Here is a 12,193-nt window from a genome sequence, read left to right as displayed (position 1 = left end):
GTTCGTTTCACCCTGGCCGGCTCGGATCGCTCGACGCTGGAACTGCCGGCGACCGACGACAGTGCGGAAGGCAGCTTGCGCCGCATCGCCCAGGTGATGGGCTCCGATTTTCCCGACAATTCGATTGCCGTCGACGCGATGCGCGAAGGCGTGCGCCTGACCGGCCACGTGTCGATCCCGTCCTTCACCCGCGCCAACGCGCTGCAGCAATATGCCTATGTCAACGGCCGGCCGGTGCGCGACAAGCTGATCGCCGGGGCCATCCGAGGCGCCTATGCCGACGTGCTGCCACGCGACCGCCATGCGGTGACAGTGCTTTTCCTAAAGCTCGATCCGGCCATCGTCGATGTCAATGTCCACCCGGCCAAGGCCGATGTGCGCTTCCGCGATCCCGGGCTGGTGCGCGGGCTGATCGTAGGGTCGATCCGCCAGGCGCTCGCCGATGCCGGCATCCGCGCCGCGACGACCGGGGCGGTCGGCATGATGGCGGCCTTCCGGCCAGGCGCCACGGCCTACGAACATGGCGGCCCGGCCAACGGCCATCGCAGCTACGAAGCCGCGCACAGAGCCTCGGGCTTCGCGGTCCATGACCCGTTCCGCTCGCCGCAACGCCCCCTCGATATGGGTTTCGGAACTCCCGGTTTCGGCGACAATGAACAGACAGCGTTCGATGCCGGTGCTCTCGCCAGCGCCGACACGCGCGCCGGGCAGGACGAGGCGGCCGGGACGCTGCTTGGCGCGGTGCTGGGCGCGGCGCGCGCGCAGGTGCATGAAAACTACATCGTGGCGCAGACCAGGGATTCGCTGATCATTGTCGACCAGCACGCGGCGCATGAACGGCTGGTCTACGAGGCCCTGAAGAACGCGCTGCATTCACGCGCGGTCCCGTCGCAGATGCTGCTTCTGCCCGAGATCGTCGACCTGCCGGAAGAAGATGCCGAACGGCTGGCGCTGCATTCCGAGACGCTCGCCCGCTTCGGGCTTGGCATCGAGCGTTTTGGCCCCGGCGCCGTCGCGGTGCGAGAAACCCCATCGATGCTGGGAGAGACCAATGTCGGCCAATTGGTGCGCGACCTCGCCGACGAGATCGCCGACAACGACACCGTCGAGACGCTCAAGGAACGGCTGGACAAGATCGCCGCCACCATGGCCTGCCATGGCTCGGTGCGCTCCGGGCGGCTGCTCAAGGCCGAGGAGATGAACGCGTTGCTGCGCCAGATGGAGGCGACGCCGGGTTCCGGCACCTGCAACCATGGGCGGCCGACCTATATCGAGCTGAAGCTTGCCGATATCGAGAGATTGTTTGGGCGGCGGTGAAAGGGCTGCCGTCTCAGCGATCCTTCGATTCAGGCAAGTCCTTCAACCCTCTGATTCACCTCTTCAAATTCACCACGATGACGCCGCCGAGCGCCAGCGCGCCGCCAAGGATGCCGAGCAGCGTCGGCACTTCGCCCAGCCAGAAGAAGCCGATCAGGGCGGACATGGGTGAAACCAGATAAAGGAAGTTCGAGGCACGCCCGGCCGGCAGGCGTGACAAGGCCGTCGCCCAGGCGGCATAGGCGATCAGGCTGGGAACGATGCCAAGAAAGATGACGGCGCCGAGACCGGCTGTGTTGGCCACCGCTGCCTGCGCAAAACCGCTGGGCAGGAACGGTGACAGGCAAAGCGCACCAAGGATCATGTTCGATGCCGAGATGGTCAGCGGGTGGTGGCGGGCAAAGAGCGGCTTCTGGACGATGGTGTTGACCGCCGAGCAGAGCGCCGAGCCAAGCACGAGCAATGCACCGGCGTTGAAATGCAGGCCGTTCCCGTCGGCCACGGCGATGATGCCGATGCCGGCGAAAGAAATCGCCGTGCCAGCCCAGGCCCAGCTTGAGAAACGTTCACCGAGCAGAGCCATCGCCATGATGGCGGTGAAGATCGGGCTGACATTGATGATGAAGCCGGCAGCGCCGGCCGATACGGTCAGTTCGCCGAAATTGAGCATGACGGTGTAGAGCGCGACGAAGATGGCGCCGCCAAAGACGAGGCGCCACAGATCGCCCAGCTTGGGCAGTGCCGGACGCTTGACGGCGAGGAGGATCGCCGCCGGCACCGCGGCGATGGCGAAGCGCAGCGCGCCGAGTTCCAGCGGCCCGAAAGTCGCGAGCCCGGCGCGGATCGCCGGAAAGGCGGACGCCCAGCCGACCACCGTTAGCGCCACCGCAATGGCTGCCGTGGTGTCCATCCGTTGTGTCGGATTCAACGTGCTGGTCATTGCGCTCATCTCACTGCCCCCAGATTGTCGTTTCTGAAGTCAGAAACGCCTTCTCCGGCTGGTTGACAAACGACCTAATCGAGGGTCACCTGTGACTATGGATCACAGCTCTGATACGATGCTGCCGCTCGAAACGCTGCGCGCCTTCGACGCGGCGGCGCGCACGGGCAGCTTTTCGGCGGCTGCGGAAAAGCTCAACATCACGCATGGCGCGATCAGCCGGCAGATCGCCAAGCTCGAGGACTGGCTCGGCTTGAAAGTGTTCGATCGCGGCGCGCGCGGCGTGACGCTGACGATCGAGGGCAACAGGCTGCATCTGCGCACCTCGGAAGCCTTCGCCCTGATATCAAGCCATTCCGACCGCTGGGTTGAGCCGCGCGGCACGGCGGTGGTGCGGCTGACCTCTATCCCCTCCGTCAGCGGTCTCTGGCTGATGCCGCGCATGGCGACGCTGGAGAACAATCCCACCAAGCTGCGCATCGTGCTCGATGTCGACATCCGCCAGGCCGACCTCGCCGACGAAGGCATCGACCTGTCGATCCGCTGCGGTCGTGGCGGCATTCCGGGCCGCGTCTCGGTGCAGCTTTTCGAGGAACATGTGTTTCCTGTCGCCTCGCCCGAAATGGCGCGCGAGATCGGCCACGGCGACCCTGCCCGGCTGCTCGAATTTCCGCTGATCAACGATTCCGACGCGTCGGCCTGGCGTGCCTGGTTCGCCGCGCAAGGCATGGACTATCGCCCACGCCCGCAAGATCGCCGCTTCGAGGACTATAATCTGGTGCTCGATGCCGCCGCCTACGGGCTCGGCATCGCACTGGCGCGGCCACCGCTGACCGGGCATCAGCTCGACTCGGGGCGCATCGTGTCAGTCGACGAACGCACCGCGCTCAACCCGGTGTCATACTGGCTCGATCGGCCGACGGGGCGGCCCCGCGCCGCGGCCGCGGACCTGGCGCGCCGAATCGCTGTCCTGGCCGGTCTCGCACCGGAACGGATCGAGGCATTCATCGAAGCCGATCGGTAACGAGCCAAAGGCGAAGCCCCGATCACGGCGGGCTCCGGGCGAAGTTAGGCGGCCGCGCATTGCGCCAAGCTTGACCTCGCCGGTAATTTATGGCGATGAAATCCTGATGAACCTTGGCGTCCCTGCATGATGAACCGTTTCGAAGGCCCCGGCGGCAAGGAAGCCCGCATCCGCTACCTCGATGGCGATTTCCAGGTCACCAGTCCCGGCGCCTTCGTGCGCTGTGCGGTGACGGGCGAAAGCATCCCGCTCGACGAGCTGAAATACTGGAGCGTCGCCAGGCAGGAAGCCTACGTCAATGCCGCAGTCTCGCTGCGCCGCGAGATCGAGGTGCATCCGGAACTGCGCAAGCGGAGCTAACCCCGCAGCTTGCGCTGCCGCCAGGCATCGAGCGTTTCGTCGATGATGCGTTCGGGCACGTGGTCGAGTTCGAAAACCGTATCGATTTCCAACACCTCGAGTTTGTCGAGAAAATCCCGTGAGGCGCCGTGGCGCAGCCGGGCGGCGTCCTTGGCCGTCGTGATGAGCCCGAGACCTTCGTCGAGCGCCGTCGTCGCCAGTTCGGCGAGTTCGTCCTCGGCATAGAAATGATGGTCCGGGAAAGGCCTAGAGCGAACCACCTCACCGCCGGCCTCGCGCACCGTATCGAAGAATTTGTCGGGATGACCGATTCCGGCGAAGGCCAGGAACCGCTTGCCGGCAAGCCCCGCCTTGCTGCTTGGCTCCGTATGGGCCTCGAAGATCGGCCGTCCGGCGCGCGCCGCCTGGCGCACAACGGCGTCGGCCGCGCTGCCCTCGCCCATTTTCAACAGCCCGCTGGTGAACACCAGTTGGTCGACGATCTTGGCCCGGAGCGGGCCGCCCGGAATGACGCGGCCATTGCCGATGCCGTAGCGGGCGTCGACCACGACCAGCGCGTAGTCGATGTGGATGCGCGCGCTCTGGAACCCATCGTCCATGATCAGGAAGTCGCAGCCTTGCTTTTCCAGCAGCAGCCGGGCGCCGGCGGCGCGGTTCGGCGTCACCGCGACCGGCGCGTGTTCGGCCAGCAGCAGCGGTTCGTCGCCGACATGCCTGGCACTGTCGTGGCGGATATCGACGACATGCGGCTCGGCGAAGGAGCCGCCATGGCCGCGCGACAGGAAACCGGGTTTCAGCTGCATGCGCTTGGCCTGTCGCGCGAGCGCGATGGCGACTGGCGTCTTGCCGGTGCCGCCGACGGTGAAATTGCCGATGCACAGGACCGGCGCCTCGATCTTCTCGCGCCGCGCCCGCCGCATGCCGCGGCCGGCAACGAGTGCGTATACGGCCGACAACGGCGACAGCGCCAGGACCTTCCAGTCCGGCTCCTCCCACCAGAATGGTGGTGCTTCGGAGGCCACGCTAGCGCCCGTTGGCGCCCTTCAGGCGCGACTTGACGACCAGCGGCTGGATGAAGGGTTCCAGCGATTTCAATGTCCGCGCCAGCGCGCCGCGCATCTCGTCGACGGTCGCTATCCCCGCCGCCATCATTTCGTGGCGCGCCACTTCATTGGTCAAAAGGAAATTGACGGCGCCGGCCAGCATGTCGCGATCGCGCACCAGCTTGGCGCCGCCGCTGTCGATCAGCCGCTGATAGGCCTCGCGAAAATTCTGCACGTTGCGTCCAGCGAGAACCGCGGTGTCGAGCATGGCCGGCTCCAACGGATTCTGGCCGCCCTCGGAGGTCAGCGAGCGCCCGACGAAAGCGATCTCCGTCAATCTGAGGTAGAGCCCCATCTCGCCGATCGTATCGCCAAGCAGGATGTCGGTGTCGGCGGCGATCCGGTCGCCCTTGCTGCGCCGCGCGACCTTCAGGCCCATGCCGGAAATCCGCGCGGCCAGCGCCTCGGCACGATCGGGATGGCGCGGCACGACGATCGTCAGGAGACCATGGTGACGCTTGTGCAGCATGGCGTGCACTTCCGCCGCGACCACCTCCTCGCCGTCATGGGTCGAGATCGCCGCCCATGTCGGTCTGGCGCCGATCTGCCGCCTCAACGTCGCCAGGGCCCGTTCTTCGACCGGCGGCGGCGCTGTATCGACCTTGAGGTTGCCCGACACGGTGACCGGCCGCGCGCCCAGCGAACGGAAGCGCTCGCCGTCGACATCGGACTGGGCGACGACATGGGCCAGGTTCTCGAACAGGGCCTCGGCGATGTTGGCGCGCTTCTTCCACGACGTGAACGAGCGCTCGGACAGCCTGCCATTGACCAGCACTTGCGGCACGTGGCGCGCGCCAAGCTCGAGGATGGTCATCGGCCAAATTTCCGATTCGGCGATGATCGCCAGATCCGGCTTCCAGTGATCGAGGAACCGGCTGATCGCCGGCTTGAGGTCGAGCGGCACATATTGGTGGATGATGCGATCGCCGAGCCGCTCGTCGGCGACCTGGGCCGATGTCACCGTCCCGGTGGTCAGCACGATGTTGACGCCGTAGTCTAGAATGCTCTCGACCAGCGGCACCACGGCGATGGTTTCACCCACGCTCGCGGCATGGATCCAGATCAATGGCCCATCGGGTCGCGGACGGCCGGCGACGCCATAGCGTTCGCGTCGGCGGAGGCGGTCTTCCTTGCCGCGCGAGGTGCGCCAAGCGACATAGGGGCCGACCATCGGATAGGCGGCGGCGCCGGCGAAACGGTATGCCGACAGCATGGCTCGCGCCCAGCGACCGCTCATCGCGGACCATCCACGAGACGGTGGGCCTCCGTGGTCGCGGCGTTCAGCGCGGCCGTGATTTCAAGCCGCTTGCGCTCCATTTCGGCATCATCGGCGTCGGACGCCACGAAGATCGGCTCGCCGATAACGATCGAGGAGCGGCCGAACGGCAGGTTGATGGTGGTCTTGTCCCAACTCTTCTCCAGCACCTTGCGGCGGCTGGTCGTGATGGCGACGGGCAGGAGCGGCCGGCCGGAGAGACGCGCCAGGAGAACGATGCCAAGCCCTGCGTCACGCGGCGTACCATGGGGGATGTCTGCGATCATGGCGACGTTCTTGCCGACGGCGAGCGACTTTTTCAGGGCAATCAGCGCCTTTGCGCCGCCCTTGTCGAGATGCCTGGCATTTTCACGCCCGCCGGAGCCACGCACCGCCTCGATGCCGAACTTCTCGAGCATCAAAGCGTTGAGCTCGGCGTCGGCGCTGCGCGATACCATGGCGACCAGCGGTTTGCGCTTTGGGTAAAAGGCCGGCGTCAAAAGATGCTGTCCATGCCACAAAGCGATGATGCCGGGCTCGAATTCGGCATAGGCGCCGCCCGAAAAGCGAGCCGATCCGGCGACCAGGGGGCTGGTCAGGCGAACCAGCCGCACGAATTGCGCAAGCAGGCTGGCGATGGTGTTCTTGACGAAGCGCGATTGCGCCAACGGTTCGCGAATCTTGCGCCACAACGTCCTGGTCGGACGGTCGGCGCCCCTGACCGTGGGCACGCCCTCGGGGGCTGGCCCTTTCGCCAGATCATGGTCCATCGAGGTCAACCGGACGCCTTGCTGTCGGGATCCAGCAGCCGATGCAGGTGAACGACGAAATAACGCATGTGGGCATTGTCCACGCTGGCTTGTGCCTTGGCCTTCCACGCGGTGCGCGCCGAGTCATAGTCCGGATAGATGCCGACGATGTCCAGGGCGTCCAGATCGCGGAACTCGGTGCCGCCGAGCGTCTTCAGTTCACCGCCGAATACCAGATGCAAAAGCTGTTTCTTTCCGTCATCCGCGGCCATGTCGATCCTTCACATATCGTGAGTTCGTGACAGGTCTAGACCAAAGCCGCCGACTTTGGAACCTTTAGAGCGAGATGAATTCATCTCGCCCGGCAAACCGCTTTCACGCATCGAGCCCTGCGATGACTTCGGCGAGCACGGCCAGCAATTCGCCGCTGCCGGCGGCAAGCACCCCGTGGCGAATCACCTCGCCGGCATAGAGCGGCGCGCGGCCGTGCTGGTCGAGCAACTGGCCGCCCGCCTCGCGCAAGATGAGATCGGCGGCGGCGATATCCCAGTCATGCGCATTCGGCTTGACGAAGGTGGCGTCGAGTGTGCCGTTGGCGATCATGGCCAGCCGGTAAGCGAGCGAGGGACTGTAGGGCGCGCGCTTCAAACGGGCCCGCCACTCGGCCGGCATCAGGTCGATCAGCTGCTTGACCCCGGAGATTTCGGCCGTCTCGGCCGGCTCGCGCACGGCAATGCGCTGGCCGTTGCGGAAGGCACCTTCGCCGAGCCGCGCCCAATAGGTTTCCTCGGTCGCGGGACATTCCAGCACGCCGGCAAGGGTGCGGCCCTTCTCGACGACGGCGACGCTGACGCACCAGCTCCGCTGGCCTTCCAGGAAACCGCGCGTGCCGTCGATCGGGTCGACGACGAAGGTGCGGCGGGCCGACAGCCGCGCCGGAGTGTCTTCCGTCTCCTCAGACAGCCAGCCATAATCGGGCCGTGCCGCCAGCAGCGTCTGGCGCAGATAGGCGTCGGCGGCATGATCGGCTTCGCTGACCGGCGAAGTGCCGCCCTTCAGCCAGACTTGCGGGCTGTTGCCAAAGTAACGCATGGCGATGATCCCGGCCTCACGGGCGGCATCGCGCAGCAGCCGCAAATCATCGGTGGCGTTGGTGGTGATAATGTCAAGCTCCGGCAAGGGTCATGCCTTGGATCAGGAGCGTCGGCGCGGCCGTTCCGAAATTGCGGTCAAGATCGTTCGCCGGAACCATGTTCAGGAACATGGTCTTGAGGTTCGAGGCGATGGTCACCTCGGCCACGGGATAGGCCAGCGCGCCATTCTCGATCCAGAAGCCGGAAGCGCCACGGCTGTATTCGCCGGTGACCATGTCGACGCCCTGGCCGAACACCTCGGTGACATAGAAGCCGCTCTTCAGCGACTTGATGAAGTTCTCCGGCGAGCTTTCGCCGGGTTCGATGGCAAGATTGGTCGATGAGGGGGAGACGGACGAGCCGCTGCGCGATCCGCGCCCGTTGGTGACGAGGCCTAGCTCACGCGCCGCCGATGTCGACAGGAACCAATGGTTGAGCACGCCCTTTTCGACCATCAGCAGTTTTTGGCCCTCGACGCCCTCGCCGTCGAACGGGCGCGACGCCTGGCCACGCCGCCTGAGCGGCTCGTCGGTGACGGTGATCGCGGCGGCGGCCACCTGCTTGCCCATCATATCGCGCAGGAACGATGTCTTGCGCGCGACCGAGGCGCCATTGATGGCGCCGGCCAGATGGCCAGCGATGCCGCGCGCGACGCGCGGATCGAAAACCACGTCGACAGGCCCGGTCGCCGCCTTGCGCGCGCCGATGCGGCGCACGGCACGCTCTCCGGCCTTGCGGCCGATATCCTGCGGCGCATCGAGATCGGCAAAATGCTGGCGCGAGGAGAATTCGTAGTCGCGCTCCATGCCGGTGCCCTCGCCGGCGATGACACTGGCCGAGCGCGAGAAGCGCGACCCGACATAGTGGCCAAGGAAGCCGTGAGAGGTGGCCAGCACCAGGCCGCCAAGGCCGGCCCCGGCGCTGGCGCCGGCCGAATTGGTCACGCCCTTGACGGCCAAGGCCGCCGCTTCCGTTGCGATTGCGTCTTCCTTCAATTGGTCGGCAGAGACTTCGGTGGCGTCGAACAGGTCGAGATCCCTGGTCTGCTTCGCCAGCAATGCCGGATCGGCCAGACCCTGGTAGGGATCCTCGGGCGATACTTTCGCCATGGCGACGGCGCGCTCGGCCAGCGTTTTCGGGTCGGACGCGGCGGTCGCCGACACGCTCGCCACCCGACCGCCGACAAAGACGCGCAGAGCCACATCCTCGCTCTCCGACGATTCAGTGCCCTCGACCTTGCCCAGCCGTACCGACACGCCGGTCGAGCGGCCACGCACCGCGACCGCGTCGGCTGCATCGGCGCCGGCCTTCTTGGCGGCCTCGACCAGGGCGGCGACGCGGTCAGTCAATTTTGCCGCATCTGATGTATCGGTCATGCGCATTATTCCTGCTGGCGCGGCCAGTGCGAAGCCGCTGCCACCCATCTATTGTTCCGGTCCGGCTTGTGCAATGGCACGGGGTTCAATCAAAGTTCATCCGTTCATGGCCGCCATCGCGTAGAGCCCAATCGAGGCAGGTTCGAACCTGCCTGGCGTCCTGCCGGGCCGTCATTGCCGAGAAATCCGGACTTTCCAAGGCAAGGCGCTTTCCCAAGCAACTCAGGATGCCGCGACCGGCGTCCAGATCACGTCGTCGATCGTGCGCGCGCCGGTTGCCAGCATCACCAGCCGATCGAAGCCGAGCGCGATGCCGCTGGCTTGCGGCATGATGGCGAGCGCGGACAGGAAATCCTCGTCCAGCGGATAGCGCTCGCCATAGACGCGCTCCTTCTCGTCCATCTCGAGGATGAAACGCCGGCGCTGCTCGGCTGCGTCGGTCAACTCGCCGAAGCCGTTGGCGAGCTCGACGCCGCAGCAATAGAGTTCGAAGCGCTCGGCGACGCGACGATCGCGCGGGCTCGGCTGCGCCAGCGCCGCCTCGGCCAGCGGGTATTCGCACAGGATGGTCGCCCGCCCCTGCCCGAGGAACGGCTCGATCTTCTCGACCATTACGCGGCTGAACAGGTCGGCCCAGCTGTCGTCCGGTGCCGTGCGTATCCCGGCGCCGACCAAGGCGTCATGCAGCGCGTCGCGGTCCGTGCCGCCATCGGCCGCCACCGTGGCCAGCAGGTCGATTCCGGCATGGCGGGCAAAAGCGTCCGCCACCGTCAGTCGCTCCGGCGCCGCGAACGGGTCACAGTCGCGGCCGCGGAAGGAAAAGCGCGTGGCCCCTGCCCTGGTCGCGGCCAGCGCCAGCAGATCGGCGCAATCGCGCATCAGGCTCTCATAGGTCTCGCCGACCCGGTACCATTCGAGCATGGTGAATTCGGGATGGTGCAAGGGGCCGCGCTCGCGGTTGCGGTAGACCGGCCCGAAGCTAAAGATCCTGGCCTCACCGGCGGCAAGCAGCTTCTTGCAGGCGAATTCCGGCGAGGTGTGGAGATAGAGCGGCGATCGCGCGCCGTCCGGCCCGACGCTTTCGGTGGTGAAAGCCGCCAGATGCGCCTCGTTGCCTGGCGAGACCTGCAGGGCCGCCGTCTCCACCTCGATGAAGTCGCGGCCCGCGAACCAGTCGCGCAGGCTGGCGGCGATGGCGTTGCGCAGCATCAGCCGCGGCCGGCGGTCGGCATGGACGTGCGGCGTCCACCAGGGCGAAGCCGCGATCATGGCCGCCTTGAAGCCAGGTGAGTTCGCCCGGGGGGCTGGCGGTTCGCGCCAAGATGCGGTAGGCCCCACCGCACAGCCGCATGAGCCGGCAAACGCCAGTCAACTCTCGCAGGATTTAAAACCGTGGTGAAAGTCATCGCCAGTTCGCTCCGCAAAGGCAATGTCGTCGACAAGGACGGCAAGCTTTATGTGATCCTCTTTGCCGAAAACATCCACCCGGGCAAGGGCACGCCGGTGACGCAGCTCGACATGCGCCGCATCGGCGACGGGGTGAAGGTTTCGGAGCGCTACCGCACCACCGAACAGGTGGAGCGCGCCTATGTCGAGGAGCGCGAGCACACCTTCCTCTATCGCGACGGCGAAGGCTTCCATTTCATGAACCCCGAGACCTACGACCAGGTGGCGGTGTCGGAAGCCGTGGTCGGCGACATGGCGCCTTACCTGCTCGAAGGCATGGCCGTGCAGGTGTCGCAGTTCAACGGCATCGCCATCTCCCTGGTGCTGCCGCAGCGCGCCACCTTCGAAGTGGTGGAAACCGAGCCGACGACCAAGGGCCAGACGGCCTCGTCGTCCTACAAGCCGGCCGTCCTTTCCAACGGCGTGCGCACCCTGGTGCCGCCGCACATCGCCCCCGGCACCCGCGTGGTGGTGATGACGGCTGATGGCGCTTATGTGGAGCGCGCGAAGGACTGAGGGGCTCGGTGCTTTGGCAAAGCATCACTGTTTGAAACAGTGCTCGCGATGCCATTTCAAGAAATGAGGATGCGGGCGTTCAACTTGTCGTCGCGGCGGAAGCGCGCGGCGAGACCTGTTTATAAACCCATGGACACTATCGGGATCATTGACGTGTCGCGAGATCAGGATTTCCAGATCGTCCGATAGGCTGATCAATCCACGATCAAACATCCAATGGGCCGTACCCGACAGCGCGATCCCATTGTTGACGATATCGGGGCCGTTGCTTTCCACCGGCCGGATATGCGCCGCAGAAACTTCTGCCCGGCCGCCTCCATTAATCAGCTTGAGACCCGTAATCGCGCACCGTTCATCATAGGCGCGCAAGACGACGCTACGGAAAATGCGGTCCCGTACGATTCGCGATCCAATGTAGCTCACACGGCTGCGATCCTGCTCGAACAGAAACGGAGCGTCTTGGTCCTGAAACCCGGGTGAAATGCCATGCTCGTCCACGCGTGGTAGCAACGGCTGTCGCGTATCAAGGCCCAGGTCGACAATGCGATTGAAGTCGCTCAGACTAATTGACCTTACGGCCGATTGAGCGCGACCGGAAATCCGCCCTTGTTCGTTAAGCAGACCCCGCTCAACGGGACCGTCTGTCCCATTAAAGGGGACTGGATTGGCGAAATCGAGGTATGACCCCGGCTCAATCAGAGCCAGATACATGCCGGGCGCCGAGGGATCGGCGATGACTTGCTGGATTTTGGCCACGGCGAAATAGCCACGGGTATCGTCTACCTTGCTAGGCTCATAGTAGATGATCCAATCACCCACGCATGCTTCCACACGACGCAGATACTGGCTAGGGAACTGATATCGCTCAGCGGGGCTGTCATCGTAGATTGAGTCCGAACGGTGGATGAAAACCCCAAATCCCATGATATTATGCAAACGCTTGTTTGGAGGTCAGCACCTCAGGTCCGGCAGCA

Annotated in this window: 13 protein-coding genes; 4 read left to right on the top strand and 9 right to left on the bottom strand. The window is 65.3% G+C overall.

Going from position 1 to position 12,193, the window contains the following annotated elements; genetic code table 11:
• Positions 1–1,317: DNA mismatch repair endonuclease MutL (gene mutL / locus WC739_RS13600; protein ID WP_372953551.1), on the top strand; the 1,317-nt coding region annotated here is incomplete at its 5' end.
• A 55-nt stretch (positions 1,318–1,372) separates the two neighbouring features.
• On the opposite strand, the gene WC739_RS13595 is transcribed toward mutL, so the two are convergent.
• Positions 1,373–2,266, bottom strand: a complete 894-nt coding sequence (locus tag WC739_RS13595) for a DMT family transporter (RefSeq protein ID WP_372953550.1) — start codon at positions 2,264–2,266, stop codon at positions 1,373–1,375.
• An 88-nt stretch (positions 2,267–2,354) separates the two neighbouring features.
• On the opposite strand from WC739_RS13595, the gene WC739_RS13590 reads away from it, so the two are divergent.
• Positions 2,355–3,281, top strand: coding sequence for a LysR family transcriptional regulator (locus WC739_RS13590; RefSeq protein WP_372953549.1), 927 nt, complete (start codon positions 2,355–2,357; stop codon positions 3,279–3,281).
• Between the two features lie 126 nt (positions 3,282–3,407).
• Positions 3,408–3,641, top strand: coding sequence for a DUF2093 domain-containing protein (locus WC739_RS13585; RefSeq protein WP_372953548.1), 234 nt, complete (start codon positions 3,408–3,410; stop codon positions 3,639–3,641).
• On the opposite strand, the gene lpxK is transcribed toward WC739_RS13585, so the two are convergent.
• From lpxK to epmA, 7 genes are all read right to left on the bottom strand, one after another.
• A complete protein-coding gene (gene lpxK, locus WC739_RS13580) occupies positions 3,638–4,663 on the bottom strand; it encodes a tetraacyldisaccharide 4'-kinase (RefSeq protein WP_372953547.1) in 1,026 nt (341 codons plus the stop codon). The two genes, WC739_RS13585 and lpxK, sit on opposite strands and share 4 nt — an antisense overlap.
• Position 4,664: 1 nt before the next feature.
• A complete protein-coding gene (gene waaA, locus WC739_RS13575) occupies positions 4,665–5,981 on the bottom strand; it encodes a lipid IV(A) 3-deoxy-D-manno-octulosonic acid transferase (RefSeq protein WP_372953546.1) in 1,317 nt (438 codons plus the stop codon).
• Complete coding sequence (locus WC739_RS13570) at positions 5,978–6,769, bottom strand: lysophospholipid acyltransferase family protein (RefSeq protein ID WP_372953545.1); 792 nt, start codon at positions 6,767–6,769, stop codon at positions 5,978–5,980. Before WC739_RS13570 ends, waaA begins: the two co-directional genes overlap by 4 nt.
• 5 nt (positions 6,770–6,774) lie before the next feature.
• A complete protein-coding gene (locus WC739_RS13565; protein WP_372953544.1) occupies positions 6,775–7,020 on the bottom strand; it encodes a DUF4170 domain-containing protein in 246 nt (81 codons plus the stop codon).
• A gap of 103 nt (positions 7,021–7,123) precedes the next feature.
• The gene (locus WC739_RS13560) at positions 7,124–7,927 is read right to left on the bottom strand and encodes a 3'(2'),5'-bisphosphate nucleotidase CysQ (protein WP_372953543.1); all 804 of its coding nucleotides are present in this window, start codon (positions 7,925–7,927) and stop codon (positions 7,124–7,126) included.
• The gene (locus WC739_RS13555) at positions 7,914–9,257 is read right to left on the bottom strand and encodes a TldD/PmbA family protein (RefSeq protein ID WP_372953542.1); all 1,344 of its coding nucleotides are present in this window, start codon (positions 9,255–9,257) and stop codon (positions 7,914–7,916) included. The genes WC739_RS13560 and WC739_RS13555 overlap by 14 nt, the downstream gene beginning before the upstream one ends.
• Before the next feature lie 222 nt (positions 9,258–9,479).
• A complete protein-coding gene (gene epmA, locus WC739_RS13550; protein WP_372953541.1) occupies positions 9,480–10,526 on the bottom strand; it encodes an EF-P lysine aminoacylase EpmA in 1,047 nt (348 codons plus the stop codon).
• A gap of 123 nt (positions 10,527–10,649) precedes the next feature.
• Between epmA and efp the strand changes: the two genes are divergently transcribed.
• Positions 10,650–11,219, top strand: a complete 570-nt coding sequence (gene efp, locus WC739_RS13545) for an elongation factor P (protein ID WP_013532351.1) — start codon at positions 10,650–10,652, stop codon at positions 11,217–11,219.
• 24 nt (positions 11,220–11,243) lie between these two features.
• On the opposite strand, the gene WC739_RS13540 is transcribed toward efp, so the two are convergent.
• Positions 11,244–12,143 carry an HNH endonuclease gene (locus WC739_RS13540; protein ID WP_372953540.1) on the bottom strand — a complete coding sequence of 300 codons (900 nt, stop codon included), beginning with the start codon at positions 12,141–12,143 and terminating at the stop codon, positions 11,244–11,246.
• Positions 12,144–12,193 lie beyond the last annotated feature (50 nt).

This window comes from Mesorhizobium sp. (genome assembly GCF_041661565.1).
Classification (GTDB): Bacteria; Pseudomonadota; Alphaproteobacteria; order Rhizobiales; family Rhizobiaceae; genus Mesorhizobium.
This window is presented reverse-complemented; position numbering and strand designations above follow the sequence as displayed.